Origin of the sequence: Limnobaculum parvum, from assembly GCF_003096015.2 — a bacterium.
In the GTDB taxonomy this organism is placed as follows: Bacteria; Pseudomonadota; Gammaproteobacteria; order Enterobacterales; family Enterobacteriaceae; genus Limnobaculum; species Limnobaculum parvum.
This window is the reverse complement of record NZ_CP029185.2, coordinates 2,862,344-2,888,802: the sequence shown is the minus strand read 5'-3', so window position 1 is coordinate 2,888,802 and position 26,459 is coordinate 2,862,344. Positions and strand designations below refer to the sequence as shown.

At 44.8% G+C, this 26,459-nt stretch carries 29 protein-coding genes and 2 pseudogenes; 17 read left to right on the top strand and 14 right to left on the bottom strand.

All coding sequences use genetic code 11. From position 1 onward, the window contains the following. Positions 1-21 precede the first annotated feature (21 nt). A complete protein-coding gene (locus HYN51_RS12135) occupies positions 22-1,026 on the bottom strand; it encodes an ATP-grasp domain-containing protein (protein WP_108900267.1) in 1,005 nt (334 codons plus the stop codon). Positions 1,027-1,875: 849 nt separating this feature from the next. Between HYN51_RS12135 and HYN51_RS16635 the strand changes: the two are divergent. The 7 genes and pseudogenes from HYN51_RS16635 to HYN51_RS12105 all read left to right on the top strand — a co-directional run. Then, positions 1,876-2,160 (top strand): annotated as a pseudogene (locus HYN51_RS16635) (TerD family protein); the annotation flags it as partial. Positions 2,161-2,358: 198 nt separating this feature from the next. Further along, positions 2,359-2,904, top strand: coding sequence for a TerD family protein (locus tag HYN51_RS16630; protein WP_157953067.1), 546 nt, complete (start codon positions 2,359-2,361; stop codon positions 2,902-2,904). Then, positions 2,901-4,079 carry a TerD family protein gene (locus HYN51_RS12125; protein WP_230513974.1) on the top strand — a complete coding sequence of 393 codons (1,179 nt, stop codon included), beginning with the start codon at positions 2,901-2,903 and terminating at the stop codon, positions 4,077-4,079. Before HYN51_RS16630 ends, HYN51_RS12125 begins: the two co-directional genes overlap by 4 nt. Positions 4,080-4,092: 13 nt before the next feature. After that, entirely contained in the window at positions 4,093-4,542 is a 450-nt protein-coding gene (locus HYN51_RS12120; protein WP_108902050.1) for a tellurite resistance TerB family protein, read from the top strand. 28 nt (positions 4,543-4,570) lie between these two features. Beyond that, positions 4,571-5,611 (top strand): TerC/Alx family metal homeostasis membrane protein, encoded by a 1,041-nt coding sequence (locus HYN51_RS12115; protein WP_108900265.1) that lies wholly within the window; start codon positions 4,571-4,573, stop codon positions 5,609-5,611. A 33-nt stretch (positions 5,612-5,644) separates the two neighbouring features. Next, positions 5,645-6,223 (top strand): TerD family protein, encoded by a 579-nt coding sequence (locus tag HYN51_RS12110; RefSeq protein WP_108900264.1) that lies wholly within the window; start codon positions 5,645-5,647, stop codon positions 6,221-6,223. A gap of 69 nt (positions 6,224-6,292) precedes the next feature. Then, positions 6,293-6,868: a TerD family protein gene (locus HYN51_RS12105; RefSeq protein ID WP_108900263.1), complete on the top strand. Its 576-nt coding sequence runs from the start codon at positions 6,293-6,295 to the stop codon at positions 6,866-6,868. A gap of 76 nt (positions 6,869-6,944) precedes the next feature. Here the strand turns inward: HYN51_RS12105 and HYN51_RS12100 are convergent, their stop codons facing one another. The 8 genes from HYN51_RS12100 to rraB all read right to left on the bottom strand — a co-directional run bounded on the left by HYN51_RS12100 (position 6,945) and on the right by rraB (position 14,763). Then, positions 6,945-8,444, bottom strand: a complete 1,500-nt coding sequence (locus HYN51_RS12100) for a helix-hairpin-helix domain-containing protein (RefSeq protein WP_108900262.1) — start codon at positions 8,442-8,444, stop codon at positions 6,945-6,947. A gap of 20 nt (positions 8,445-8,464) precedes the next feature. Then, positions 8,465-10,006: a protein phosphatase 2C domain-containing protein gene (locus tag HYN51_RS12095; protein ID WP_230513973.1), complete on the bottom strand. Its 1,542-nt coding sequence runs from the start codon at positions 10,004-10,006 to the stop codon at positions 8,465-8,467. Beyond that, positions 10,007-11,047, bottom strand: coding sequence for a TerY-C metal binding domain-containing protein (locus HYN51_RS12090; protein ID WP_108900261.1), 1,041 nt, complete (start codon positions 11,045-11,047; stop codon positions 10,007-10,009). 174 nt (positions 11,048-11,221) lie between these two features. After that, entirely contained in the window at positions 11,222-11,860 is a 639-nt protein-coding gene (locus tag HYN51_RS12085) for a vWA domain-containing protein (protein WP_108900260.1), read from the bottom strand. Then, positions 11,860-12,501 (bottom strand): TerD family protein, encoded by a 642-nt coding sequence (locus tag HYN51_RS12080; RefSeq protein ID WP_108900259.1) that lies wholly within the window; start codon positions 12,499-12,501, stop codon positions 11,860-11,862. The genes HYN51_RS12085 and HYN51_RS12080 overlap by 1 nt, the downstream gene beginning before the upstream one ends. Before the next feature lie 24 nt (positions 12,502-12,525). Beyond that, positions 12,526-13,164 (bottom strand): vWA domain-containing protein, encoded by a 639-nt coding sequence (locus HYN51_RS12075; protein ID WP_108900258.1) that lies wholly within the window; start codon positions 13,162-13,164, stop codon positions 12,526-12,528. Between the two features lie 284 nt (positions 13,165-13,448). Continuing rightward, positions 13,449-14,297 carry an aldo/keto reductase gene (locus tag HYN51_RS12070; protein ID WP_157953037.1) on the bottom strand — a complete coding sequence of 283 codons (849 nt, stop codon included), beginning with the start codon at positions 14,295-14,297 and terminating at the stop codon, positions 13,449-13,451. Positions 14,298-14,322: 25 nt separating this feature from the next. Next, complete coding sequence (rraB, locus tag HYN51_RS12065; RefSeq protein ID WP_108900257.1) at positions 14,323-14,763, bottom strand: ribonuclease E inhibitor RraB; 441 nt, start codon at positions 14,761-14,763, stop codon at positions 14,323-14,325. 179 nt (positions 14,764-14,942) lie between these two features. Here rraB and argF point away from each other — a divergent pair, with 179 nt between their 5' ends. Together argF and HYN51_RS16380 are read left to right on the top strand one after the other, a co-directional pair. Beyond that, entirely contained in the window at positions 14,943-15,953 is a 1,011-nt protein-coding gene (gene argF, locus HYN51_RS12060; protein WP_108900256.1) for an ornithine carbamoyltransferase, read from the top strand. Between the two features lie 68 nt (positions 15,954-16,021). Continuing rightward, complete coding sequence (locus tag HYN51_RS16380; RefSeq protein ID WP_157953036.1) at positions 16,022-16,285, top strand: hypothetical protein; 264 nt, start codon at positions 16,022-16,024, stop codon at positions 16,283-16,285. A gap of 57 nt (positions 16,286-16,342) precedes the next feature. Here HYN51_RS16380 and HYN51_RS12055 read toward each other — a convergent pair whose 3' ends face one another. Then, positions 16,343-16,807, bottom strand: a complete 465-nt coding sequence (locus HYN51_RS12055; RefSeq protein ID WP_108900255.1) for a YhcH/YjgK/YiaL family protein — start codon at positions 16,805-16,807, stop codon at positions 16,343-16,345. Positions 16,808-17,052: 245 nt separating this feature from the next. On the opposite strand from HYN51_RS12055, the gene ridA reads away from it, so the two are divergent. Continuing rightward, positions 17,053-17,442, top strand: coding sequence for a 2-iminobutanoate/2-iminopropanoate deaminase (gene ridA, locus HYN51_RS12050; protein WP_108900254.1), 390 nt, complete (start codon positions 17,053-17,055; stop codon positions 17,440-17,442). Positions 17,443-17,522: 80 nt separating this feature from the next. On the opposite strand, the gene HYN51_RS12045 is transcribed toward ridA, so the two are convergent. Both HYN51_RS12045 and rsmC read right to left on the bottom strand, forming a co-directional pair. Continuing rightward, positions 17,523-18,518 carry a Gfo/Idh/MocA family protein gene (locus tag HYN51_RS12045; protein WP_108900253.1) on the bottom strand — a complete coding sequence of 332 codons (996 nt, stop codon included), beginning with the start codon at positions 18,516-18,518 and terminating at the stop codon, positions 17,523-17,525. Positions 18,519-18,670: 152 nt separating this feature from the next. Then, positions 18,671-19,726, bottom strand: coding sequence for a 16S rRNA (guanine(1207)-N(2))-methyltransferase RsmC (gene rsmC / locus HYN51_RS12040; protein WP_108900252.1), 1,056 nt, complete (start codon positions 19,724-19,726; stop codon positions 18,671-18,673). Between the two features lie 153 nt (positions 19,727-19,879). Between rsmC and HYN51_RS12035 the strand changes: the two genes are divergently transcribed. Further along, entirely contained in the window at positions 19,880-20,311 is a 432-nt protein-coding gene (locus tag HYN51_RS12035; RefSeq protein WP_108900251.1) for a DNA polymerase III subunit psi, read from the top strand. After that, a complete protein-coding gene (gene rimI / locus HYN51_RS12030; RefSeq protein ID WP_108900250.1) occupies positions 20,280-20,720 on the top strand; it encodes a ribosomal protein S18-alanine N-acetyltransferase in 441 nt (146 codons plus the stop codon). The genes HYN51_RS12035 and rimI overlap by 32 nt, the downstream gene beginning before the upstream one ends. Positions 20,721-20,803: 83 nt before the next feature. Here the strand turns inward: rimI and HYN51_RS12025 are convergent, their stop codons facing one another. Beyond that, complete coding sequence (locus HYN51_RS12025) at positions 20,804-21,118, bottom strand: BON domain-containing protein (protein WP_108900249.1); 315 nt, start codon at positions 21,116-21,118, stop codon at positions 20,804-20,806. Positions 21,119-21,487: 369 nt separating this feature from the next. Between HYN51_RS12025 and prfC the strand changes: the two genes are divergently transcribed. The 5 genes and pseudogenes from prfC (at position 21,488) to HYN51_RS12000 (ending at position 25,620) form a co-directional block, all read left to right on the top strand. Further along, positions 21,488-23,077 (top strand): peptide chain release factor 3, encoded by a 1,590-nt coding sequence (gene prfC / locus HYN51_RS12020; RefSeq protein ID WP_108900248.1) that lies wholly within the window; start codon positions 21,488-21,490, stop codon positions 23,075-23,077. Between the two features lie 525 nt (positions 23,078-23,602). Further along, a complete protein-coding gene (osmY, locus tag HYN51_RS12015; RefSeq protein WP_108900247.1) occupies positions 23,603-24,250 on the top strand; it encodes a molecular chaperone OsmY in 648 nt (215 codons plus the stop codon). 62 nt (positions 24,251-24,312) lie between these two features. Continuing rightward, positions 24,313-24,504 (top strand): CsbD family protein, encoded by a 192-nt coding sequence (locus HYN51_RS12010; protein ID WP_407936322.1) that lies wholly within the window; start codon positions 24,313-24,315, stop codon positions 24,502-24,504. 18 nt (positions 24,505-24,522) lie between these two features. Beyond that, a pseudogene (locus tag HYN51_RS12005) lies at positions 24,523-24,722 on the top strand (hypothetical protein); the annotation flags it as partial. 118 nt (positions 24,723-24,840) lie between these two features. Next, the gene (locus tag HYN51_RS12000; RefSeq protein WP_108900246.1) at positions 24,841-25,620 is read left to right on the top strand and encodes a TatD family hydrolase; all 780 of its coding nucleotides are present in this window, start codon (positions 24,841-24,843) and stop codon (positions 25,618-25,620) included. Here HYN51_RS12000 and HYN51_RS11995 read toward each other — a convergent pair. Then, positions 25,617-26,333 (bottom strand): YtjB family periplasmic protein, encoded by a 717-nt coding sequence (locus HYN51_RS11995; protein WP_108900245.1) that lies wholly within the window; start codon positions 26,331-26,333, stop codon positions 25,617-25,619. The two genes, HYN51_RS12000 and HYN51_RS11995, sit on opposite strands and share 4 nt — an antisense overlap. Positions 26,334-26,459: the final 126 nt, after the last annotated feature.

The following is a 26,459-nucleotide window of genomic DNA, read 5'->3' as shown; positions in this document are numbered from 1 at the left end:
AAGAGAAAACCATTCCTGTCATTAAACAATAATGGCCTGCGTTAAAGGGCGAACTTTGATATTGGGCAGGAGAGGGTTTGTGGCACTCACTGTTGGTTTAATATCAAGATAGGTTTGGACAAACAGTGCAGGCAGGCTGATACCTGAATGGCCTAAGTAGCCAATACCGCCTGATGGACGGGGATTCATCTCCAATAAAACCGGGCTTCCATCGGGTGCATTACGGGTTTGGACATTAACAATACCGTCAGCTTTGAGTACCGAGGCGCAAGTGATAGCTAAGTCAATCGCTGCCCCTGATTCTTCAAACGTTTGATAAGATCCATTTTTAACCCGAGCAACGGCTTTAACGGTGACGCCTTGCCTGACAACCATATCAACTGAGCGTTCAGGGCCATCTAAATAGGGCATTAATACCAACGGTTTAAAGTCATTGGTTTGTTTCATGGCATGCAAGAAGATGCAGGTATTTACCATGCGTGAGTCTGTGTCGTAAAAGCATCGTGCTGCGGGAGTCTCATCTGAAAGTTTCCAGAAGCCCATACCGTAAATGCCTTTGACAGGTTTAACGCAATACAGAACATCGTTACCAAAAGGACGGGATTTAAGTTCAGCTTCTAACTGATCCACATCGGTAATTTCTATTGAAGGCACAACCGGAAGTTGGTGTTGCTTCATCAACTGAGCAAAGCGAATTTTGCTGTCAGCAACGTTAAACATCTCTGCATCAGAAACGCCCGTTACCAACGAGACACCCAGAGATTCAATGATATTACGATGTGCTTCATACCATAAGGTATGCTTGCCTGCATGAATCAGCTTTATGCCATATTTGTCGATAACATCACGTAAAAAGGCCAGACGGAGATCGGCACTTTTAGGCTCTGCTTCTGTGCGGTCAGAAAACGCATGAATTTCGGGGCGCTCTTGGGAGTGCGTGGACACAACGAACAGAGATGGAAAAAGGGCTTTTATCTCAGCAATGATTTCTCTTTGTGACGATAATCCTTCGGTAAATAGCAACATGAGACGTTTCCTTAATCACATTGATCTGAATTTGTATTATTGCATTTTTAGATAAAAACCGTGGGTATATTACATTATATTGCGATATTGATAGATAAAACTTTTAGTTCGTGGGCAATTTTCATTGAAAAGAGTATTTTTATACATTGGAGTGAATTTATCATCATTTTGTCAGTCAAAGATTTTTAGCACTAATCAGTAAAATTATATCTTAACCAAAGCGTCATTTTGTATAGATTACATTTCATTTTTTTACAAAAGAATGAATCTTTAATAGTGAAATTTTCTTTTGTTTTATTGGGTTATGTTTCTTTTGGGGCGGGGGTTTAATAGGCTGATTAGTTTATGATGAAATTATTCGACAAGTCAGTTATTTTCTGGCTGATAGTCCGACAAAAACCTACTCGCTTTCATAAATGAGATAGATTAGGCTAGTAACATGATGAGCGGGTGAGATTAATATTAATATTTCTTGGGGTGAATTCTAACAAGATAACGTAATATTATACCTCTTTGATGCTAATTTTCTTACCAACAGTCATATTTTTAATATTATCGTAAAACGGAAAAAGTATTAGGCTGAACGTTGCTGTATCAGAAACGGTATATATTTGAACTATATTTTTTAATTGATATGAAACAGTAAGTTATACTATTCAACATTGTGATAGTCAGTTGGCTATAGCTGATTCAATAACATTGGAGCGTTACTTAGTGAAAGAACTCATCGCAGGAGGCAATACTTCGGTTCCATCCTCCACTTTAAGAATCAAAATAATCTCTGGTAAAGCTGCCGATATTTCTGCCTATAGCTTATATGATAACGATAAAGTATCTGGCGATTCCGATATGGTGTTTTACGGTCAGAAAACCAATGATGACCTTAGCATCAACCTGATTGAAGAGGGGTTGACCTCCGTTTTTGAGGTTAACCTGACCAAAATGCATGCAGAGGTTAAAAAAGTTGCTTTTGCTCTGACCTGTGATAAAAACGAGACAATTCAATCGTTAGGGAAACTGGGTGTTCAGGTTGAATGTGCAGGTGAGTGCTTAATTACTGCCAATTCAGAGCTGGCTGGACGTAGTGAAGCAGCACTTATTTTAGGTGAGCTGTACCGCCGTAATGATGAGTGGAAATTCCGGTTTATTGCTCAAGGATTTAATGGTGGTTTGAAGCCATTGGCTGAACATTTTGGCATTGAAGTGGCGGATGATGAACCTGCAACAGCGGCCCCGACAGCTGTTCCAACACAAACACCGGTTACCTCACCGGTTGCCGAACCCTCGGGTAAAGTTTCGTTAACTAAACGTCAGTCAGTATCGCTAACGAAAATGTCTTCTGCGTTATCGAAAGTTGACATCGGATTAGGTTGGGATCCCGTATCATCAGGCTCTGGAGGTTTCTTTGGTAAGCTGATGGGGGGAGATAGTAGTATTGATTTAGATGCGTCCTGTATTTTACTGGATGCGAATAACCAGCTCATTGAGAATGTCTGGTTTATGCGGCTTCAGTCTAAATGTCGATCGGTGGTTCATCATGGTGATAATCTGACCGGTGAAGGAGATGGTGACGATGAAGTCATCACCGTGAACCTGACACAGCTCCCGGCTAATGTGAGTACCCTAGCCTTTACCGTTAACAGTTTCAGAGGTCAGACTTTCAACCAAGTCGCCAATGCTTTCTGCCGGGTGTTGGATTCCAACAGGAAAGAATTGGCTCGTTATAACCTGACGGAACAGGGTAGCCACACTGGAGTATTTATTGCTTCTCTTAGCCGTAATCATGGTGATTGGACGTTTAAAGCGCACGGTGTTGCGATTAATGGCCGGACAGTGAAGGATATGATTCCACAAATTAAACGGGAGCTTTCTCAGTGAAAGAATTAATAGCAGGAGGTAATACCTCCGTCCCATCATCGATTTTAAAAGTCAAAATTATCGCGGGTAAAGCCGCGGACGTTTCTGCCTATCGCTTGTATGACAATGATAAAGTATCTGGTGATGCGGATATGGTCTTTTATGGTCAGAAGACTAATGATGATGGCAGTGTGAGTCTGTTAGAGGAAGGGCTCACTTCCGTTTTTGAAGTGAATTTACCCAAGGTTAAAGCGTCGGTTAAGAAAATCACATTTGCCCTTACTTGCGATAATCATGACACCATCCAAGCATTGAGTAAGCTGGCTATTCAGGTCGAATGCGATAATGAAGTGATTATTGTCGCTAATGTAGGTATGTCTAGTCGTGCGGAAGCGGCGCTAATTCTAGGCGAGTTATATCGCCGTAATGATGAATGGAAGTTCCGCTTTATCGATCAGGGGTTTAACGGTGGTTTAAAACCGTTGGCAGAACATTTTGGTATTGAAGTTAACGGTGATGAAGCACCCGTTGCACCTTCATCACCTGCACCGGCGTCTTCTTCTGGAGCATCTTCTGGGCAGTCGACTGTAAACTTAAGTAAAATCTCATTAACGAAAGAAAGTCCTCGGGTTAATCTCACTAAGAAAGATGATTTTGGGCTGATTCGGGTGAATTTGAACTGGAATCAGAAAGCCGAAAGCAAGGGCTTTTTGAATAATCTGTTAAGTGCAAATAAGTCGATTGATTTAGATTTAGGTGCATTTGTTCGCCTAAAAGATGGCGAGAAATGGGTTATACAGGCATTGGGGAATACCTTCGGGTATTTTGATTCCGAGCCTTATGCAGAATTACAAGGGGACGATCGGACGGGGGCCGTCACTGAGGGTGAATGGCTGCATATCAACGGTTCCCAATGGAAAAATATAGATGAAGTTCTGGTGTTTGCCTTTATTTATAAAGGGGTACCTAACTGGGCTCAAACGGATGGTGTTGTTACCATTCATATGCCCGGTCAGGGGCCGATCGAAACACGATTAACGGAAGGTCAGAATAGAAATGGTATGTGTGCGATAGCCCGTCTTACTAATCATAACGGGTCTATTAACATTGAGCGTATTAACCAATATTTCAGCGGACATAAGGATATGGATAATGCCTTTCGGTGGGGCTTTAGCTGGACTGCGGGTTCAAAATGATGGAGACAAAAACATGTTAGAAAAATTGAAATCAGCCATTCTGGCGGGTAAAGATACGCTGACTAAAGAGATCGGTAAATTTAAAAACCGCACTTTTATGGAAGCAACCGTAGCAGGTTGTGCTTTAGTTGCTGCCGCTGATGGTTCTGTAAGTAGTGAAGAAAAACAGAAAATGGCAACCTTTATCAAAAACTCTGAAGAATTAAAGGTTTTTGATATGGCTGATGTTATTGCCTTTTTCAATAAAACCGTTTCCAGCTTTGAGTTTGACCACTCTATTGGTGAAGCTGAAGCGTTAAAAACGGTAGGTAAGTTGCGTACTAACGTTGATGCAGCTCGTTTGATGATAAGAGTGTGTATTGCTGTTGGTGCCAGTGATGGTAATTTCGACGAGTCTGAACAGAAAGTCGTTCGACAAATGGCAAAAGAATTGAACCTAGATCCACAAGATTTTGGTCTGTAATCCTTAAATTGGAAGGTAAGTAATTAGAATGGAAACAACTTCACTAGGGTTCCCTATTGAGACAGTTCTGGTCTTTATTGGTATTGCTCTGGCCGCAATCATTATTGATTTATATGCACACCGCAAAGACACAGTAATCAGCCTGAAGGGTGCTGTACTGTGGTCAATTTTTTGGGTTGCAACGGCATTGGTATTTGGTGGTTATTTATATGTTCATCACGGCGAAAGTGTGGCTAGCCTCTATATCACAGGATATGTGTTAGAAAAGGCGCTCTCCGTTGATAACTTGTTTGTCATGATGGCCATCTTTTCATGGTTTGCCGTACCTGATATTTATCGCCACCGCCTGTTGTATTGGGGGATCATCGGGGCGATCGTTTTCAGGGCTATTTTTGTGGTTATCGGTACCGGTTTGCTGGTGCTGGGCCCTTGGGTTGAATTACTGTTTGCCGCCATCGTTGCCTTTACTGCTGTGATGATGTTACGCAGTGGCGGTGATGATGATGAAATTGAAGATTATTCATCGCACTTCGCCTATCGTTTTGCAAAAAAACTGTTTCCCTCTTATCCGAAGCTGTCCGGTAATCGTTTTTTACTTAATAAGCAAGAGCTTGATACCGAATTGGCTAAGCCAGAAAACTCGGATTTAGTGGGTAAAATTGGCAAAGGCATGTTTTACGCGACACCGCTGTTTTTATGCGTAGCTGTTATTGAATTAAGCGATGTGATGTTTGCGTTCGATTCAGTACCTGCTGTTATTGCCGTTAGCCGGGAACCTCTGATTGTCTATAGTGCAATGATGTTTGCGATTTTAGGCTTGCGTACCCTGTATTTCGTTCTTGAGGCGATGAAGCAATATCTGGTGCATTTAGAAAAAGCGATTATTGCACTGCTGTTCTTTATTGCGGCAAAACTGGCGTTAAATGCCACCGCGCACTTATTTGGACATGGTTACACTATTGACCCAACAACTAGCCTGTTTATCGTTCTGGGAATGTTAGTACTTGGCGTATTGGCGAGTCTGATTTGGCCTGGAAAAGAAGAAAACGATTCAGAGTCAGTATCTTAATTTACAAACGCTAAATTATTAAAGGAGTAAGTAATGGGTGTTAGTTTATCAAAAGGCGGAAACGTATCCTTAAGTAAAGCCGATCCACAAATGACTCGCGTACTCATTGGTTTAGGATGGGATGACCGTTCGACTGATGGCGCAGATTTTGACCTGGATGCTTCTGCGTTTTTGCTATCTGCGAGCGGTAAAGTTCGCGGTGATAATGATTTTATTTTCTATAACAACCTGAAATCTCAATGTGGTTCTGTTGAACATACTGGCGACAACCGTACAGGTGATGGCGATGGCGACGATGAATCATTGAAAATTAATTTGGCAAGCATCCCTGCTGATGTAGAAAAAGTGGTGTTTACCGTAACCATTCATGATGCAGATGTTCGCCGCCAAAATTTTGGTCAGGTAGCTAATGCATTTATCCGCGTTGTTAACGAACTGACCAATATCGAAATTGCGCGTTATGACCTGAGCGAAGATGCGTCAACGGAAACCGCGATGGTGTTCGGTGAGCTGTATCGCCATAACGGCGAATTTAAGTTCAGAGCGGTAGGTCAGGGTTATGCTGGCGGTCTGGCAGCAATGGCTACCCAATACGGTATCCATGTAGGTTAATAAAAAATAATGGGTACCTGAGAGTGCCCGTTTTTGTAACATCTTACTCAATTAATAGGAATTAATACTATGGCAGTATCATTAAGCAAAGGCGGTAATGTTTCTTTAACTAAAGAAGCACCTACAATGACTAAAGCAATGATTGGCTTAGGTTGGGATACTCGCGTTACTGATGGTGCAGACTTCGATCTGGATGCATCTGTCTTCATGGTTAACGAAGCAGGTAAAGTGATTAGCGATTCTGGATTCATTTTCTTTAATAACAAAACCAGCCCATGTGGTTCAGTGGTTCATCAGGGTGATAACCGTACGGGTGAAGGCGATGGTGATGATGAGAAAGTGCTGATCACAATGGATAAAGTTCCGGAAGATGTGAAGAAGCTGATTTTCGCAGTAACCATTCACGAAGCTGAAAAACTGAAGCAAAACTTTGGTATGGTTAGCTCCGCTTATATGCGCGTCGTGAATAACGATAATAGTCAAGAAATTGCACGTTTTGATCTGAGTGAAGATGCCTCAACTGAAACTGCCATGATCTTTGGTGAACTGTATAAGCACGGTGCAGAGTGGAAGTTCAAGGCAATCGGTCAGGGTTTTGCCGGTGGTCTGGCGGCCTTAGCTATTCAGTACGGTGTAAACATTTAATCATTTGTTGATTACTGTTTAATAGAAAAAGCCGTGAAAATATTCGCGGCTTTTTTATGCTTAACGAGCAGATAAATTAGTTATCGACCATTTGGACCACCACTAGTCTGCCACCTTCTTCCGTTGACAGAACAAACTGAAGCCCATCGATGAGTTCCAGCTTATCGCCAATAGCAATTTGGCGTTTGTCCGGCAGAACTAATAGCGCCTTAATCCCTTCATTCACCAGCCACCATTGATTGTTATGGAACTGAAAGTAACCAACGCGTTTTTTCTGTTCTGCGGTAGTACGTTCATTCGGGGCAATCAGACGGTTAACGTGCCACTGGTAAATCGACTGCCCGGTCCATACCATCAGGCGATGATCGTCTGGGCGAAACGATCCTTCTTTACGTGATGAATACAGATTGAGGATAGGCAACTTACCTTTGTATGCCGTTCCGCAATACGGGCAAGACGGTTGAGTCTTTCCGGAGAAAACATACCATTTCTGTTCGCAGGCCAGATTTTGACAGGGTTGAATCAGGTCGACCGTTTTGACCAGTGCGGCTTCCCATTCATCTGCAGTTGGTCTTTTCGACGGCTCATGCAGGCCGGTAATGAATGCCTTTTCAAACAACACAGACAGATAAGGGCCCATTAGGGTGTAAGGCAGTTTATTGGTATCGGCCCATGGCAGAGAAGACGCTTTAACCTGATTCAGTTTTACCGCATTGCTGTGGTCGGTTGGGTTTTCAATAAACAGCGCTTTTTCCCCCATAGAAAGGGATTCATCACGCAGTTCATCATCAATATCATGAATCTTGCCGCCGCGCAGCGGGTGTCGATAAAACAGATACATATAGATCAGTACCGACAAGGCATGACGGTCAGTCAAAATGCTGGGCAGGAAACGGTTTTTATCTTCTTTTGGTAAATGGCTGGTTTTCACCACTTCCGGCGCAATAAAGTCAGGTGTACCCACAACGTCAGGTGGATATTTACCGGGTACTACCAAACCATCAATATCGATGACGCAGGCATGTCCCTGTTCCGGGTCAATTAGCACGTTTTTGTAGCTCAGGTCACTGTGGCACAGCCCGGCTGCATGCATTCTGCGAACTGCCCGTGACAATAAAATACAGACCTTCAAATAATTCAGTGTGTTACCACGCTCCCGAGGATCGAGGAATTTATTCTGGTTGTTGGCGCTGGCGAACCATTTTCCCTCTTTTTCTCTTCCTTTAATGGCGAGAAAATCGTCATTTTTCGAACCATATTTGAAAAAGAAATGGTTTTGATAAGTTGGTACGACAATCCCCAGTTTGCCATTATGCTCAATCATATCGGTTGGCCAGCAGAATAAATCTTTCCAGTATTCACCGCCGACTTGTTCAAAGATGCTTTGCTTAAACCTGCCGGTGATCATCTGAATACGATCGACGGCCTGTGCATCTTGCGGGTTTTTGTAGAAAGCCACCACATAGGATTTATCGGGTGAAAAATAGACATCTTTCATGGCACCGGAACCAATGATGTCGTCTACATACTGTACGGTCTTACCGTCTACCGTTTTACAAGTGATGATATTTGCCATGTAAACTTATCCTTTCTGCATTACCAGCTAATAGCGATGGTGCGGTCGTCATGATTACCCGGCGAGAAGAAGTTTAACCATTCTGTCAGTTTCTCTGCGGTTTCGTCAGATTGAAGGCAAGGTAGAATTTCATTAACCAGAAGATCCCATTTATCGCTGGAAGTCAGCCCGTTATCCGTTTCAAAATAGGGGTCAGATACGCCATCCGTCATCAGGATCAGGTGGGTAATTTCGGTCCATTTCCCAATCATGATACGGTTATTAAAACTACTGTCATTAATCGCATCATTATCCAGAAAACGAGTTTGGCCAGCGTATTCACCGCTGTCCGGCATCCCCAATAAACGCACTTTTCCAACTGGGCCGTAGGCAGCAATAGCGCCGTCGCCCATCCAGAATGCCGCAGCAAACAGTTCATCGTTGATACGAATAGATACGGTCGCCAACAGCGTCGTAGAGTAAGATTTGGTGGTTTGTGCCATATCGATCGCTTCGCTTTCGATCGCATTAACCGCTAATTTTGCCGCATTCTTGTATAACTCTGAGAATAGGGGACCGATCTGTTTTTGTGATTCGGGTTGCCAGTCTTGAATCAGGGATTTTAATTTTTGGCCTGACTCTCCCTGCATTTGCTTACTCAGGTAGCTACCTGCCGTCTCGGAGGCCAGCTCTGAACCACGCCGGGAGTTTTGGGCGCTGCCGGCACCATCGGCGACGATCATAATGCTCCAGCCCGTTTCGCTATCGTGGGAGATAAAAAAGTCATCGTCTCTGAACGAGCCAATGTGTTCATGAGAACGCCCGCGGCGGCTGGCGGCGGCGATGTTAACACCGCTCTGATTAATCATTTGATTATCAGTGTTGGGCTTAAAATACTTATCGTCTGCCGGTGGCTCGATAATTTTCCACAGGCTGCGCGGATCGGGATTAACGATCATTAATGCTTCTGAGAAGTGCGATGATTTTCCATCGGTCGTCCATTTGATAAACAGTTGATAATCACCATCGAGGGTTGGTGTACCGTATAACTCCTGAGTTTCAGGATTAAAGCCAATACCAATATCATGGCTGAACTTAATTTCCTGAATGGTCACTGCCTCACCGTAGTGGCTGGTGGCATCAACTCTGGATAGATAGGCGCTGCCCACTTTCGCATTGGCGAAGGCAAAATTAACTTTTGGCATTGATGACTCTTTAGGTGCAATGGCCGGAGCCGCAGATCGATCTGGAACCTGACCCGGTCTCAGCGGGGTTGCGTTATCATTTTGAGCGGGTGCGGCGAGATCGTTATGAACGGCAGCGATCTCACTCTCTGTTGCCGCTGGTGTGATTTCATCCGCTAAAATGGTTTCAGGTGCGGGTTCTGCTTTCTCCTGCGTATTTGTAAACAGCGGGAGCGCCGCATTGAGCTGCTGAACTTTTTCATTAAGCTCCTGGCTGAAGCGGCTGAGAATATGCTGAATCTCAGCTTGTTTCTCGAGATGGCTGAGTTCGAGTTCAGATAAACGTGGCGTTACATTGCTTAGTCCGGCGGTCAGCAGTGCTCGCGTATTATTTGTCATTTAGCCTTTCCCTCTGTTTACGTCAAAGTCATGGTCGCTGCCGTGATCGTTAAACTTGATGGTCTGTTTACACCACGGACAATTGACGACTTCCGGGCCATTAACGCAGATTAACTTTCCACAGCCACAAACGGCAAACGCCGTTGAGTTGCCACAGTGTGGGCAACCTGGAACCCCTTCCAATTCAGAGGTGTTAACTTGTAGGGCTGATACAGAGTTATCACTCCACGAGAAATACTCTTCATCAATAGGGAAGCAGCCGGTTAAGTTAAAACGATTAAGATTCAGCTTAAAATTAAGCGATGAAGTATTCACGTTAGGGCGCTCATATTTGATCAGATAGGGCCGTTCTGTTTTATTACAGCGACCAACCAACGTAACGCACGAATCATCATAAGCGCGTGCGACTTCATCTTTGGCTAAACGCACGATTTCATCGGTTTTAGACAGTAGTGGAGGCGGCTCTTCACCCACGCTGCGGCTATGGGCGACGACGGAAGCCGTTATCCATTTTACAAACTTAGTAAAGTCACCCTCTTGAGTATCTTCAAACAGCAATACGTTATCGGTTAGCTGCCTCAATATGTTGAGGTCTGCCGACTGACCAAGCCCAATGGCAATCAGGTTAGCTTTTTTCGCGTGCTGCTCTTTCCAACGTTTAATCGCATCGGTGTAATTATCGGTAGGGCGGCCATCTGTCAGCAAATAAACGATAGGCTTCCAGTCCCCTTTGCGTTCGGCGGTGGTTTTTATCACATTGCGATCGATTTGGTAGGACAGTTCATTAAGCGCTCCGCCAAGGGAGGTGCCGCCGCCAATCGGTAATCTCGGCGGATAAAATGAAACAACTTCAACTAATGGCGCAATAGTTTTAGCGATGCCAGCAAAAGCAATCACAGAGATATAAACGGTTTCTAACGCGTGGGGATCTCGTCTTAGATCGCCAATGATCATTTGTAGACCATCATTGAGCTTTTTCAGATTTTCTCCAATCATCGATTCAGAACAATCGAGAACGAAAAAAATGGGAAGTCTTCTCATAACCAAAATCCTTTATGTTAATTTGAGTGCTATTTTTTAACTGAAGACCATCAACGGTAATCGAAATGACCTTTAGGTAAAAAATGGCTGATAGCGCTAAACACAATGTTCAGCTTGACGGGCGTAAATAAGAATAGCAAAGCTTCGCATGAGAGACTCTTTGCCATTCGGGTTTTACAGAACCAGTTGAATTTCCGGGGGAGGTGGTGGGAGAGTACGTTGTGTGTCTGTAATCCCTGCACTACTGCTACCAACAGAAACGCTTGCCGATACCCATTTGAAGAAGCTGGAAAAGGCAGTGGAATCTAACGTATCGAGAGAAACCACCCGGTCGGTTAGTTGGGTCAAATATTCATGCTTGGCTTTAGGCCCCGCGGCACAGGCAATAATTGAACCAAAAGGACGCTTCTTGATTTCCTCAATGGCCTGAGTGTAAGCATAAGCATCCGATGGGCTACCGTCAGTCATCAGGAACACCAGCGGGCGCCAATCACCTTTTTGATCTTCAGTTGAACGCTTAACGTCACGATCTACCAGCTTAATCAGTAATTCAAGGCCAGCGCCCATAAAGGTTCCACCGGCACTGGGTACTTCAATATCCGTAAACTGGAAGTTTTCCAGTGCGGTCAGTGGAGTATGCTCTCTGGCTTCATTATCAAAGGTGATAATCGAAATATGCACGCTTTCTAAGGCATAAGGATCTTGCTTGAGCGCATTGAGCATTGCTTGAATACCAACATTCACTGAATGAATCGGCTCCCCACGCATTGAGCCTGATGTATCCAGCAGAATATAGACGGGTAGCCTTCTCATTAAACGTAGTCCTTCAGGTGTGACACAAAACTGTCGGAAGGCGATGGTTCACCGATTGCGTTAAGTTTCCAACCGCTATCTTCTCTGACTAATTCTGCAAACAGCAGTGAACACTGGTTTGCATATTCAGCACCACCGGACAGATTGAATCGCGCCATTTCGATATTTTTTGCATCAACGGCGCGAATATAGGCGTTTTTCACTTTTCCAAAGTTTTGTTGTAATTCTTGGCCTTTGTAGATCTGTACGATAAATACAATCTTGGCGTATTCCGGGCCTAGGGTATTTAATTTAGCAATGATTTGTTCATCATCACCATCGCCTTCACCCGTACGGTTATCGCCGGTTAACCAGATTTGACCAGACTTATGTTTTTGACTGTTAAAGAAAACAATGTCGCCATTGACTAACGTTGGGCGGCCATTAGTTTGGTTACCGAGATCTTTAACTTTACCATTCTCATCACATAAGAAGGCGGCAACGTCTAAATCGTAATCTTCGCTTTTTTTGCCCATCAGACTACCAAAGAAGCCTTTTTTCTCTTCATTGATATCCCAGCCTAAGCCGATGGTGACTGAGGACAAATCAAACTCATTTTTCTTTAAACTAACGCCTTGTCCTTTACTTAAACTAACAGCCATAACTTCTCCTTAATTTTAATCTCGTTACAGTACAACGTTAACTTCAGGTGGTGGTGGCGGTAGATCATCGAGGCCGGTCACCTCTTTTTGCCCAGAATCAACTTTTTGGCTACCGACTGAAATACTGGCGGATACCCATTTAAAGAATGCTTTGATGGAGTTGGAATCCGCGGTGTCGAGTTGAAGCACCACTTCGGTGACTTCTCGTAGCACAGAGGTGTCAGCATGTTGACCTGCGGCACAGGCAACCACCACGCCAGTACGTGCTTTCTTAAAGTCAGCCAGACCTTTACGCCAGTCATCGGTTGGTGCGCCGTCGGTCATAATAAATACCAGTGGACGCCAGTCACCTTTAATTTCTGCTGTGGTTTTCTGAACTTCGTTCTCAATACTGCTGGATAATAGTGATAAGGCTTCACCGAAGGCGGTTGTACCGGTCGCTACTAAATCAGGGGATTTAAAGTTAAGCAGTTCAGTGAGAGGGATGATTTGCCGGGCAGATGAATCGAAGGTGATAACCGACAGATAGGCGGTTTCTAATGCATAGGGATCCTGTCGCAGAGTTGATAACAGAGTCTGAACACCATTTTTTACTGCTTCAATGGGTTCTCCGGTCATTGAACCGGACGTGTCCAGCATTAGGTAAATTGGAAGTCTTCTCATGAGTATCCTTACTGAATATTACGATAAGTGTTATCAAGTGATGCCAAGATATTAATTGATTTAATCAGTAACGCAACCACTGATCTAAAACCTGTTGTAAATGTTGATAAGTATGAACCGGTGACTTTTTTTCGGCAAAAAGACAGGGCCAGAGTCGCAATCAATTATTAATATAATTTGCTGATTATATTAGTTTAATTAAAACTTCAGCGAACGGATTGCGATTGAAATAATCACGGGCGAATAAATGTGTCAGCCATTTTATTCGCCCTGATTATAGCGTGTTAAAGCATTTCCAAAGGTTTCTTCCGCGATGGCGGTGGGAATGCCGCATCTAGCGTAACGTAATCCTCATGCTCCAGATGAATACTTAAACTACCAATATTCTCTATCATATGTTCAACAGTAGAGGCTTTAGGAATCGTAATAATATTGTGATCGCGCAATACCCACGCCAGCGCAATTTGCGCTGGCGTAGCGTGATGACGTTTTGCCACCGTCACCAGCGCAGGGTGCTCCAGCAGGCGAGCCTGTTCAATGGGCGAATAGGCCATGACGGGCATACTATTACTGCGACACCATGGCAGCAGGTCGTATTCAATCCCCCGACGGGAGAGGTTATACAGCACCTGATTGGTGGCAATTTGCTCATTGTCCACAAGGGTCATTAGCGCTTCCAGATCGTTGACGTCAAAATTGCTGATGCCCCATTGGCCGATTTTCCCTTGTTCCACGAGGTCTTCCATTGCGTTAACCGTCTCTTTTAACGGAATATGGCCTCGCCAGTGTAGCAAATAGAGGTCAATGTATTCCGTGCCCAAGCGTTTTAAGCTGCCTTCACAGGCAGCAATAGTCCCTTGTGCACTGGCATTACTAGGAAGTACTTTACTGACCAGAAACACATCGTCACGACAGCCTTTAATTGCTGCGCCAACGACGCGTTCGGCACCACCATCAGCATACATTTCTGCGGTATCAATCAGTGATAAACCCCGCTCAATACCATGACGCAAGGTTTGAATTTCGCGTTGAATATCGGAGCTGCGTTCCCCCATAAACCAGGTACCCTGACCAAATACCGGGACATCGTCCCCGCTAGGCAAAGTGATATAACGCATGCGCTGTCTGGCCATGCAATCAACCTCAGGTTAGTGAAAATTAATGACGCGTTCCGGTGTCATCCTCATCATCCATAGGATATTCGCCGTCATCGTCCTCATCATCGTCATTACCGTTAGGATCTTCAAAATAGGTGCCCCAACCGTCGTAATTGATGTCGAAGCGATCCGCCAGTTTGATCAGTTGTTCAACTTGTTTATCAATGATCTCAGCATTGAGGGAAACTTCGCTGACCACGTCACAACAAAGAACAACTAAGCCATCTTCTACTTCTAATTCTTCCGGCTCGGTGACTTCATAGCCGAGTTTGAAAGCTTCTACCGCTGCTTTTTCCAGCGTGTCGAAATCTTCCGCAGAGAGGTGATGTTCGATGGCGTACAGCGCATCAGGGTCGCTGCCATCTTCCAGTAATTCTTCAATAATCAGGCGGGTTTCTTCGCGTTGTTCTTCCAGCAGGATACTTAGTTCGTCATTAGCCATGATATTTTTCCTATTAGGATAGTCAGTTAACGGTATTCTCACATAGTGCAACCGGTAGCTCCACAGGAAAGAGAAAGTTTTCTGTATTATCGGGTTGATTGTGAATATTAATTCATATAAATTGATTTTTAATTCAATTTATTGCGATACTTTCCATTTATGCTCAGGGAGACAGTCTAATGCCTCAGTTTTATCAGCGTCATCTACTCCGGTTACTTGATTTTAGTCCAAATGAAATTGCCGCATTGCTGGCTTTATCTGCCAAACTAAAAAAAGATAAAAAAAGTGGCGCAGAGCAGCCGCTGTTGAGCGGTAAGAACATTGCGTTAATCTTTGAGAAGGATTCCACCCGTACCCGTTGTGCTTTTGAAGTGGCGGCCTTCGATCAGGGTGCCAGAGTGACTTATCTTGGTCCGAGCGGTAGTCAGATTGGACATAAAGAATCAATAAAAGACACAGCCCGGGTATTGGGCCGTATGTATGATGGTATTCAGTATCGTGGTTTTGGTCAGAAGATTGTTGAAACGCTGGCGGAATTTTCTGGCGTTCCGGTATGGAATGGCCTGACGGATGAGTTTCATCCAACTCAGATTTTGGCTGACCTGTTGACCATGCAGGAGCATTCGCCGCAAAAATCCCTGTCTCAGGTTAAGTTCGCCTATTTGGGGGATGCCCGCAACAATATGGGAAATTCATTGCTGGAAGGGGCGGCCCTGATGGGGATGGATATTCGGCTGGTCGCACCAAAAGCCTGCTGGCCGCAGGAGTCTTTAGTCGAAAGCTGTCAGGCGATTGCTAAAAAGACCGGTGCCCGCATTACGCTGACGGAAAGTGTTGCTCAGGGCGTTGAAGGGGTTGATTACCTGTATACCGATGTTTGGGTGTCGATGGGAGAGCCAAAAGAGGTATGGAAAGAGCGTATTGCTTTACTCAAACCTTATCAGGTTAATCAAGCTATGATTGAGCTAACTCATAATCCACAGGTGAAGTTTCTGCACTGCCTGCCAGCGTTCCATGACGATCAAACCGTAATGGGCAAACAGATGGCGGAACAATATGGATTACATGGCGGTATGGAAGTGACTGATGACGTATTCGAATCAGTCCACAGTGTGGTGTTCGATCAGGCGGAGAACCGGATGCATACTATCAAGGCGGTGATGGTGGCGACGTTGGTACACTCATATTAATTTTTTGTCGAACAGGTAAAAATTTAGTTGGGAGCTGGTTTCGTCCACTAAATAGTGCAGAGTCTAAATTGTCTATCGTGCAAGTGGCCGAGTTAAGTGGGTTGGCGAACTCCCTTAACAATCCCGCGCTTTCGCACCCGAATTCAGGTCGCCTGTGGCGACTACCCTCCGCCTTCGTTCGGGTTTACGCACCGGCGCTGATTCGCTCCCGGCGAAGCAGCGCCACGACCAATATTCATGTTGGTCGTGCTCCCTCACTCAGTTGTCGGCTGAATTCCAGTGCTCAACAAATAGATCAAGGGATAAGGGCGAAAAGCGGTACCAAAAATTAAAATCACCCCATCTTATGCCAATCGGCAACCAAACAGGGCGGTTTTGTATTTATGGCTTTACAGCGCGCTCACCAACATTTTAACCACAGCCTTACGTACGTGAGCAGGTTTGCCAACGGCGCACAGGGGTTTGTGTACTTCGCCAGGGTAGAAAACCACGAAGTCGCCTTCTTGCATAATCATTTGTCTTTCTTGTTTGCCAGAAGGTAAAAAGGCGATGTCTTTATCTGCTAGCCAATTATCGGTAGGCGTACCAGCCGGTAGGTTACTGAATACCATACCTTCTTCACCTTTTAGTACGATCTGAATATCTAGGTAGCGTTCATGATACTCAGCGCGGCGGTTTTGCAACTCATCGGTGCTATCGTTGGAAATCAGTACAAACACATTATTACCATCAATATCATGCTTACCTAATGGCGTATCGTTAGTGATGTTGCTTTTAATGTATTCGATAGCCTGTTTTAGCTTGGCTGGAAGGTAAGGGACAAGCTCTAAGTGGTGGATATTTCCGGCGATCATGTTTACTCCTTATTCAAAATGAAATCATGTTTCATATTCTATTACATCAGGAAAATAGGCAAAGTATTTTATTATCAATAGTCGACCATCACCACATTAGAATGACGTATTGAATAGTTAAGAATTATTGGATTTACTTTCTTTGTTTAGCGGCTTATGGTGCATCTTTCTGTCAGCGCCTTATAATGACTGGCGTAATTGATCTCAACATGACAAAAACGACACTTATAAACTAAGGAGAATCCATGTCCCACATTATTAATACTGACAAAGCACCAGCGGCAATTGGTCCGTACGTACAGGGCGTAGATCTGGGCAGTATGATTATCACATCTGGTCAGCTTCCAATCGATCCTAAAACAGGTGTATTTCCTGAGGATGTAGCGGCTCAGGCTCGTCAGTCTTTAGAGAATGTGAAAGCGATTGTGGAAGCCGCCGGCCTGAAAGTAGCTGATATTGTAAAAACCACGGTATTCGTTAAAGATTTAAATGACTTCGGCACGGTTAATGCGGCATATGAGGCCTTCTTTACTGAGAACCATGCACCGTCATTTCCGGCGCGTTCTTGTGTGGAAGTGGCCCGTTTACCCAAAGATGCAAAAATAGAAATCGAAGTTATTGCGGTTCGTCGTTAATACTTACGGATAATGCCTCACCGGTAAGATTCTTTTACTATCAGAATCCTACCGGTTTAAATTCCGCTATCAATCTTCCCTCAATGAGACAGCCCTGACGGGGTGTCGGCAGGAAATTTCACGCCGGTAAGTGCGCGTATCTCAGTCAATATTCGGGATGTACTGCGCGAGACGGGAATACCTGCGTGGTCAATACTCTGTTGTTCAATTAGCTCGGCAAATACATTTGCTTCATAGAACATGGTGTTTTCATGCTGTGGCAGCGAGATATCCTGTGGCTGGCCGCCCCGTGGGGTAAAGGTAATCTTATGGCACTCGGATATTTTCTCGATCACCAGCGTTCCTTCTTCACCCTGAATTTCACTGGGAATATCAGAATTACTGACCTTGGAATGAAACAGAACTACATCAAAATTGCCATAGTTCATCCAAACCGTGCCGTGTCCATCAACGCCAGAGTCCAGTAGCCCTGCGCTGGCGTCTAACCCTTTAGGTTCTCCAAATAGGCTAATGGCGCTGGCCAAACAGTAGTAGCCGATATCCATGATTGAGCCGTTAGAGAAAGTGGGATTAAAGGTATTCGGGTTTTCACCGTCGAGATAACGTTGATAGCGTGAAGAGTACTGACAGTAGTTAATAAATGCTTTACGCACTTTACCGATACGCAGCAGCATCTGTTGCAACAGGATAAAGTTAGGTAACCAAGCGGTTTTAAATCCTTCAAACAACACGACCTGATGCTTCTTAGCACAGGCGATCAAGCTTTCTACTTCCTGAATGTGTGAAGCCAGAGGCTTTTCACATATCACATGCTTGTGGTGCTGTAGCATCAACAACGCTTGTGAATAGTGGAATGAGTTCGGGCTGGCAATATATACCGCATCAATCTCTTGGCTTTCAGCCAACGCCTGAAGATCGTCAAACAGCAGCGTTACCTTATTAGGGTCTGCGAAACCGCGGGCGCTTTCTAGACTGCGGGAGTACACCGCAGTGAGTTTCAGCTTTCCGGTAGCATGTGCAGCGTCAATAAAACGTTGGGTAATCCAGTTGGTACCAATAACAGCAAATCGAATCATAACGTGCCCCGTTTAGCGGAGGGTTAATTGTATCCCGCAATCTGGCGACAACAGTGACGAGCAGTGGGTATAAAGCCAGATTCAGGGGGAAAAGGTTCGAATTAATGATGCGATAGGGATCCCTTAAGTATATAGCTTAAGGGATCGATTGTTTATCGTTTCTTTGTTGCTTTTTTATCTTTCGGTGCTGCTGACGGACGGCCTAATATGGACTGATAGACTTTGAAACGACCGGTTTGTGCCAACACTTCATGACTGCCAAAGGTCGCATCTAGAAGATCGGGATAAGGCAGGAAGGCATTAGCAACAATGCACAAACGCCCACCTAATTGTAGATGTTTTGTCGCACCACGGATCAGGGATTCAGCCGCGGTCAGATTGGTTTGTAAGCCATCATGAAACGGCGGATTGGAAATAATAAAGTCAAAACGACCTTCAATATCAGAGAATACATCGCTGGCAATCACTTTTGCCTGTAACACATTCGCGCTGATAGTGGCTTTACTGGATTCGAGTGCGGCTGCGTTAACATCGCTTAGGGTCAGATTCAGGCCCGGGTTTTCATGGGCAAGAATCGCCGATAGCACACCTGCACCGCTGCCTACGTCCAGCACTTTGCCTTTTACATTTTCCAACGCAGAAAGGAGCAATTGACTACCCACATCAAACCCATCACGGCTGAATACGCCTGGCAAGGTTTTGACTATCACATCATCAACCTGATACTCATCCCACCATTGAGATACATCAAATTGTGCCTGACGCTCTGAACGGAAGTGATAGAGGCTGCAGCGACGAGCGCTGTCCATTTTGGCGATGGGGCCAAAATCTGCCAGCAGGGTTTCTGCACTGCGTACGCCGCTGCGGTTTTCTCCGACGATGAACAGGTCGGTACCAATGGGTAACTGATTGAGCAGGGCATTTAATTGAAACTGGGCTTCCTGCTTACTTTTTGGCCAGTAGAAAATCAGCGTGTCGCAACCATCAATCAGTTCCGGCGGTGGCAGTAAACTAAACTGGGCTTTTTCCCCCAGAGTACGAGCGAGTTGACGCCAGTGGTGATACTGAGAACAGTGAACCCGAACTTCTCTCGCTTCAAACTGGCAGGGAAGATCGTCTTGCAGATCGCCGGCAAACAGTACGCGGCGCTCGGTAAATTCATCGGCATGGCGCAGCATCACTTCACTGGCCGGGCAAAAAACGGACATAGTATTCTCCTGTGAGGCAGGCGGGTGAATCAGTTATGGAAATGCCTCAAATGGTATTTGCGCCGAATTATAGAGCTTTATTGGCGGTTATTCGATGGGTTTGCTAGCATAGCGCAGCTTAATTATGAAATTGATAGCGAGTAGTGGGTAATCATGACGACATCACGGCGTGACTGGCAACTGGAACAAATGGGCATCAGGCAGTATCAACTGAGGCGTCCGGCTGCGTTGCAGGGGGAAGTTGCCATGGTTTTGCCGGTTAACCTTAAAGTGATTTTATTGGCAGAACTGCTACCTCCGCTTTCTTCACCGTTGATGCAAGATATTTTGCGCGCCATGTTCCTTTCGGTAGAACAGGTATATTGCCTGACTCCCGAACAGGCCATGATGGTGCCGGAAGATACCCGCTGTGTATTCTGGTTGATGGGGCTAGAGCAATTCCCCGATTTACCGGCTGTACTGGCTGAGTTACCTGTATTAAGCACGCCAACGCTGCCTGAACTGGCGGCTAATCCTGAAGCAAAACGTACCTTATGGCAGCAGATTTGTCGCGATGAATACCATTTCCTTCCTCAAGCCGGATGATTTATCGGCAGTCTGGCAAATTGAACAGGCAAGTCATGCATTTCCCTGGACAGAACAGACGCTAAACAGTAATCAGGGTGATCGCTACCTGAATCTAACATTGAGCATTGATAACACTATTGCTGCTTTTGCCATCACCCAAGTGGTGCTTGATGAAGCGACATTATTCAATATTGCGGTTCATCCGGATTTTCAGCGTCGTGGTTTAGGGCGAGAACTGCTGCAATACCTGATCGACGAGTTAATTCAACGGGACGTCATGACGCTGTGGCTGGAGGTTCGGGCCTCCAATCTGGCCGCCATTGAGTTGTATCGTGCTTTTGATTTTAATGAAGTGACGATCAGAAAAGGTTATTACCCGGCAGCAGATGGACGAGAAGATGCCGTGATTATGGCGCTAACGTTGTAGCCATCAGCCATTGATAAAAATTTAAAGCGCGGGTTGGGTGATAGCCGTCCGCGCTTTTTTCTGTTTATTCTCTGAACGCTAAACTATTTTACCAGTAGCGAGTTCTCTACCGAACGTACGCCAACGACGGTTTTAGCCACGTCTTCAGCGGCGTTGGATTCATCTTTCGAACGTACAAAACCGCTTAGCTGTACCTTTCCTTTAAATGTGGTGACGGTAATTTGGGTAGAGTGAATGGTTTTTTCACCTAAAAGTGCGGCTTTTACTTTAGTGGTAACCACGGAGTCATCAATATATCCACCGGTACCTTCTGTTTTAGCCGTAGGTGAACAACCGGCAACTGCGATGGTCATAATAATGGCCCCCAACAGGGCTGCAAGTGACTTTGCAATCTTCATCCTTTCTACTCCTTAGTGGTTGATGATTTTTTTGTGAAAAGCGTTATTAATAATAGCGTTGCATCTCAGTTGTATATTTAACATTCTGAGACGATCAGATTCGTTTATTAATATAGTAATTAAATAACATGATAGCGAATGTTTTCATTACTTAACGGAGAGTTATCATTTTCTGACAAGGCGTCATAGGATGCATGCGTTGTTACGGTCAGGAATGGGAGTCGCATCATTGACTCAAGCGTGTTGTTTGTTCTAATCGCGGACTAATCAGAGAGGAACCTATCCTTTCTCGGTCTATGTGTGTAAAATTCCCGCCAATTAACGATAATTCCCTTTTTTTGCTCCCTGAGAGTTTCCAGAGAATCCCTGATGAAAGATACGTCAAGAGCTGCAGAAATAGCGTGCCGACGCACGTTTGCGATTATTTCTCACCCCGATGCGGGTAAAACAACCATCACTGAAAAAGTCCTGTTATTTGGACAGGCGATTCAGACTGCCGGTACGGTAAAAGGGCGCGGTTCTAACCAACACGCCAAGTCCGACTGGATGGAGATGGAAAAGCAGCGTGGTATTTCGATTACGACCTCTGTGATGCAATTTCCCTATAAAGAGTGTCTGGTCAATCTGTTAGATACCCCAGGACATGAGGATTTCTCTGAAGATACTTATCGTACATTAACCGCCGTTGACTGCTGCCTGATGGTTATCGATGCGGCAAAAGGTGTAGAAGATCGTACCCGTAAGCTAATGGAAGTTACTCGCCTGCGCGATACGCCAATTTTGACCTTTATGAACAAGCTGGACCGGGATATCCGCGATCCGATGGAGCTGTTGGATGAGGTAGAGAGTGAACTGAAAATTATGTGTTCACCGATCACCTGGCCAATTGGCTGCGGTAAGTTATTTAAAGGGGTTTATCACTTATATAAAGATGAAACCTATCTGTATCAAAGCGGTAAAGGCCATATCATTCAAGAAGTCCGTATTGTAAAAGGGCTCAATAATCCGGAACTGGATTCTGCCGTGGGTGAGGATTTAGCCGCGCAACTGCGTGAAGAGCTGGAGCTGGTGCAAGGTGCTTCTCACGAGTTTGAGCTGGATTCTTTCTTGGCGGGTGAACTGACCCCCGTATTCTTTGGTACCGCCTTGGGTAACTTTGGCGTGGACCACATGCTGGATGGTTTGGTTGATTGGGCTCCAGCCCCTATGCCGCGTAAAACTGATGTGCGTGAAGTCTCGGCGGTGGAAGAGAAGTTTTCTGGTTTCGTCTTTAAGATTCAGGCCAACATGGACCCGAAACACCGTGACCGCGTGGCTTTTATGCGTGTGGTGTCAGGAACCTATGAAAAAGGCATGAAACTGCGTCAGGTTCGCTTGGGCAAAGATGTGATTATCTCTGATGCGCTGACTTTCATGGCCGGTGACCGTTCCCATGTGGAAGAGGCTTATCCAGGAGATATTATCGGCCTGCATAACCACGGTACCATTCAAATTGGTGATACCTTCACTCAGGGTGAAGAGATGAAATTCACCGGTATTCCAAACTTCGCTCCTGAACTGTTCCGCCGCATTCGCCTGAAAGATCCACTGAAGCAGAAGCAGTTGCTGAAAGGGCTGGTACAGCTTTCTGAAGAGGGTGCGGTTCAGGTCTTCCGACCAATTGCTAACAACGATCTGATTGTGGGCGCGGTTGGGGTGCTACAGTTTGATGTGGTGGTAGCTCGCCTGAAGAGTGAATATAACGTAGAAGCGATTTATGAATCAGTGAACGTTTCTACCGCCCGCTGGATTGAATGTAGCGATGCGAAAAAGTTGGAAGAGTTTAAACGCAAGAACGAGCTGAATGTAGCATTAGATGGTGGCGAGAACCTAAGCTATATTGCGCCAACGATGGTTAACCTTAATCTGACTCAAGAGCGTTATCCGGACATTCTATTCCGTAAAACGCGTGAGCATTAATGGTGATAATTAGCCGCTGATTTCACTATTTTGGTGCAGTGTACAGGCCTGACGATTTACGTCGGGCCTTTTTTATTCGATTTAATCAGCGATTAACAGTGTAATGATAAACAGACTTACAAAAATTTTGTGATCTATACAACAGTTTACCTGTGGTGTTCTATAGTTATACCGATAGCTAATCGCATATTTGGGACAATATTTAACAGATTATATTGAAGTGTTGCTGATGGGTGACAGTTAGCATTTAATTAATTCAATGAGTTATGATTTTTTGTTATTTTAATGTTACTAATACATTGAATTTGTCGCTAAAAAAGAACATGTCCACCTCCTATTATATATCACACTATTAATAATCTATTGATTTTTAATCATTTAAACTGATATGGCCCAATAATTGCACCGCTATTCACGGTTATTGGCTAATTGTATTGTGCAGTTAGTTGATATAACCGGATGAATCACTGCCAAGTGGGCTGATTTATTCATTATTCCTGTATTTAAACCTAAAGGTAATCATCAATGAAAAATGTACCCTTAGCACGTTCTTTTATCGCCATAGTATTAAGTACGGTTGTTGTCAGCGGGAGCGCTTGGGCTGAAGAAACCGTGGCAACTAAGGCCGAAAATGCCGTTGAAAAAGTCAGTACATCTATTGATAAGTCAGTTGATAAAGTCGGCTCTTCTATCGACAAATCGATGACGAAAGTCGATAACTTTATGGGTGACAGCACAATTACGGCAAAAGTAAAAAGTGCGTTATTAGATCATAAGAGCATCGAAAGCACACACATCTCAGTTGAAACCACCGGCGGTGTTGTTACCCTGAGTGGCTTTGTCACCAGTCCCGAACAGATGACCCAAGCTAACGAAGTGGTAGCAAAAGTTGAAGGGGTGAAATCTGTTAGCAACAAACTTCAGGTACAAGAAGATAAAGGCAGTACGGTAGAGAGCTATGTTAGCGACTCTGCTATTACCAGTGAAGTCAAAGCCAAATTCTTGGCAGATAAAATTGTCCCTTCACGCAAAATCAAAGTTGAAACCAGCGAAGGGGTAGTGTTACTGACCGGTAATATTGATAAAGCGGTTCAGGCTAAACAGGCCGAAAGCATAGCTAAACAAGTAAAAGGCGTTAAAACCGTGAAAAACGATCTGGTTGTAAAACACTAACCGTTAAGATGGCGCAGTAAAGCGAGTTAACGCTTTACTGCCAGTCTGACTGAGGAGCTATTATGATGAATAGTGATATTATTCTGGGCAGACTAAAGCAGTGGAAAGGATCTATCCGACTCTGGTGGGCTGAGATGGCTGGCATTGAAGATGAATTCTTTGCGGGAAACAGTGATTGGCTTTCAGGAATTCTGCAAGAAGATTACGGAAAAGAGCAAGAAAGAGCATCTTCTGAGTCGAGAACCCATCATTAAAAATTAGAAGGTTAGTATTTGGGAAACCAAATACCTGCCATTTTGAGATGTAAAAAACCGTTGATCCATAAGCCGGAGGGATCAGACAAGATTGCGCTGATTTGTGAAGGCGTGGACAGCGGGGGATTTTTACTGTCAGAGTACTAAATCAGTTTCAACGCGCAGGTTTTGATCCCTTTGATCTGATGATGGGCACTTCAGCAGGAACACAAAATTTGTTGGTCGATGTATTGAAAAATACATCTGATGACATTCAGATTCTAGCGATTCTCCCGCCCATTACAGCCTGATATGATAAGTCCGCAATAATGCTATTCCCCTAATAGTGGAGGTTGTGTGACGCCCGTATTTATTGATACTCATTGTCATTTTGATTTCCCCCCCTTTGTTCATCATGAGCAGGAGAGCCTGACATTAGCCGCACAATCTGGCGTTGAGCGCATTATTGTGCCTGCGGTCACCAGCGAAATGTTTGATGGAATCATTCAATTAACCCGCCAGTTTTCCGCGATTTATGGCGCATTAGGCTTGCATCCTTTGTATATCGACTCGCATCGAGAGCAAGGACTTCAACAGTTGGAGCAATTGTTGGGTCAACATGATGGCAAGATTGTTGCGGTGGGGGAAATTGGGTTGGATGACTATATGGAAACCCCGCAGTCTGAGCGGCAATTATGGCTATTGTCAGAGCAGCTTAAGTTGGCGAAACGCTTTGATTTACCAGTGATTCTGCATTCTCGCCGTACGCATGATAAATTAGCCGGAATATTAAAACAGCATACGTTACCCCGTACCGGTGTGGTACATGGTTTTTCCGGTAGTTTATCTCAGGCGCAGGCTTTTATCCGGCTAGGATATTCGATTGGTGTTGGTGGTGTGATTACGTATGAACGGGCACAAAAAACCCGAAAAGTGATAGCAAAGCTACCGCTAACATCACTGGTATTAGAGACCGATGCACCGGATATGCCGCTGTCAGGATTTCAGGGCGAGCCTAACCGACCAGAGCGCGTTAAATTGGTGTTTGAGCAACTGTGCCAACTGCGAAGTGAGTCGGTCAGTGAAATTGCACAGCAGCTGTATACCAATAGCATAGCGCTGTTTCGTTGCGGTTAACGATACGGTCTCTTTTTGTGTGGGCGCTTCTTTTTATGCACTCGCTGTATCGGCTTTTCAGTGTCGGAAGCCGGAAGGGCCGTTTCTTCTGGTTCTGAATCTCCTGCGGTTAACAGATAGGGCGATTTTTTCCATCCGCTACGTTGTTGCATTAATAGCGTACGTCCCAGAATAATACCAATCACCATGGCCAGTAGTAACATCAGGCGCAGCATATTAGTGGTGTTATCTACTTGCTGAGATTCGGTTGCCAGTACATGAGTGTCCAGAGTTAGGCGGATAAACCCCAACGGTCCTTCCTTGCTATTGATCATTTCCACGATCTGCTGATTGAAATAGCTACCGGGGCGCTGACCGTCAAGAGCAAGGCGATCGCGAACGCTGGTACCATCCCCCTGTTGTGCAATCAGCGTACCATCCACTTGATATACTGAAACGTCGAGGATCCGACTATGTTCGGTCAGATGTTGTAGAATACGCTTAATTTTTTGGTCATCGATGCTGTCAACCGGGCCATCTAACAGCGGCGCAAGGGTAAATGTCACTTGTTTTGCCAACGTGCGGGCCAGTTCCTGTGATTGTTTCGCTTGTGCTGTCTGGTTGTTTAAGCTGAAATAGGAAACACCCTGCATCAGGGCGACTAATAATGCCAGACAGAACAAAACGATAACAATTCGATGTAGGTGAAATTTGAACTTGAGCCGTTTGGTCATGCAACTACCTTATGTGCTGAAGATGTTTTATGTTGCCAGAACTCTATTCATTAGGATAGCTTGGAACGCTGTTTTGCCATTGAAACCATTTTTTTGTGCAAAGAAGCCTCGTTTTTAAGGAGTTGT

Excerpts from the sequence above, each read along its gene's own strand:
- HYN51_RS12135 (WP_108900267.1), bottom strand. The coding sequence starts at position 1,026 with ATGTTGCTATTTACCGAAGGATTATCGTCACAAAGAGAAATCATTGCT.
- HYN51_RS16630 (WP_157953067.1), top strand. The coding sequence starts at position 2,359 with ATGTCTTCTGCGTTATCGAAAGTTGACATCGGATTAGGTTGGGATCCC.
- HYN51_RS12120 (WP_108902050.1), top strand. The coding sequence starts at position 4,093 with ATGTTAGAAAAATTGAAATCAGCCATTCTGGCGGGTAAAGATACGCTG.
- HYN51_RS12115 (WP_108900265.1), top strand. The coding sequence starts at position 4,571 with ATGGAAACAACTTCACTAGGGTTCCCTATTGAGACAGTTCTGGTCTTT.
- HYN51_RS12110 (WP_108900264.1), top strand. The coding sequence starts at position 5,645 with ATGGGTGTTAGTTTATCAAAAGGCGGAAACGTATCCTTAAGTAAAGCC.
- HYN51_RS12105 (WP_108900263.1), top strand. The coding sequence starts at position 6,293 with ATGGCAGTATCATTAAGCAAAGGCGGTAATGTTTCTTTAACTAAAGAA.
- HYN51_RS12100 (WP_108900262.1), bottom strand. The coding sequence starts at position 8,444 with ATGGCAAATATCATCACTTGTAAAACGGTAGACGGTAAGACCGTACAG.
- HYN51_RS12095 (WP_230513973.1), bottom strand. The coding sequence starts at position 10,006 with ATGACAAATAATACGCGAGCACTGCTGACCGCCGGACTAAGCAATGTA.
- HYN51_RS12090 (WP_108900261.1), bottom strand. The coding sequence starts at position 11,047 with ATGAGAAGACTTCCCATTTTTTTCGTTCTCGATTGTTCTGAATCGATG.
- HYN51_RS12085 (WP_108900260.1), bottom strand. The coding sequence starts at position 11,860 with ATGAGAAGGCTACCCGTCTATATTCTGCTGGATACATCAGGCTCAATG.
- HYN51_RS12080 (WP_108900259.1), bottom strand. The coding sequence starts at position 12,501 with ATGGCTGTTAGTTTAAGTAAAGGACAAGGCGTTAGTTTAAAGAAAAAT.
- HYN51_RS12075 (WP_108900258.1), bottom strand. The coding sequence starts at position 13,164 with ATGAGAAGACTTCCAATTTACCTAATGCTGGACACGTCCGGTTCAATG.
- HYN51_RS12070 (WP_157953037.1), bottom strand. The coding sequence starts at position 14,297 with ATGGCCAGACAGCGCATGCGTTATATCACTTTGCCTAGCGGGGACGAT.
- rraB (WP_108900257.1), bottom strand. The coding sequence starts at position 14,763 with ATGGCTAATGACGAACTAAGTATCCTGCTGGAAGAACAACGCGAAGAA.
- argF (WP_108900256.1), top strand. The coding sequence starts at position 14,943 with ATGCCTCAGTTTTATCAGCGTCATCTACTCCGGTTACTTGATTTTAGT.
- HYN51_RS12055 (WP_108900255.1), bottom strand. The coding sequence starts at position 16,807 with ATGATCGCCGGAAATATCCACCACTTAGAGCTTGTCCCTTACCTTCCA.
- ridA (WP_108900254.1), top strand. The coding sequence starts at position 17,053 with ATGTCCCACATTATTAATACTGACAAAGCACCAGCGGCAATTGGTCCG.
- HYN51_RS12045 (WP_108900253.1), bottom strand. The coding sequence starts at position 18,518 with ATGATTCGATTTGCTGTTATTGGTACCAACTGGATTACCCAACGTTTT.
- rsmC (WP_108900252.1), bottom strand. The coding sequence starts at position 19,726 with ATGTCCGTTTTTTGCCCGGCCAGTGAAGTGATGCTGCGCCATGCCGAT.
- HYN51_RS12035 (WP_108900251.1), top strand. The coding sequence starts at position 19,880 with ATGACGACATCACGGCGTGACTGGCAACTGGAACAAATGGGCATCAGG.
- rimI (WP_108900250.1), top strand. The coding sequence starts at position 20,280 with ATGAATACCATTTCCTTCCTCAAGCCGGATGATTTATCGGCAGTCTGG.
- HYN51_RS12025 (WP_108900249.1), bottom strand. The coding sequence starts at position 21,118 with ATGAAGATTGCAAAGTCACTTGCAGCCCTGTTGGGGGCCATTATTATG.
- prfC (WP_108900248.1), top strand. The coding sequence starts at position 21,488 with ATGAAAGATACGTCAAGAGCTGCAGAAATAGCGTGCCGACGCACGTTT.
- osmY (WP_108900247.1), top strand. The coding sequence starts at position 23,603 with ATGAAAAATGTACCCTTAGCACGTTCTTTTATCGCCATAGTATTAAGT.
- HYN51_RS12010 (WP_407936322.1), top strand. The coding sequence starts at position 24,313 with ATGATGAATAGTGATATTATTCTGGGCAGACTAAAGCAGTGGAAAGGA.
- HYN51_RS11995 (WP_108900245.1), bottom strand. The coding sequence starts at position 26,333 with ATGACCAAACGGCTCAAGTTCAAATTTCACCTACATCGAATTGTTATC.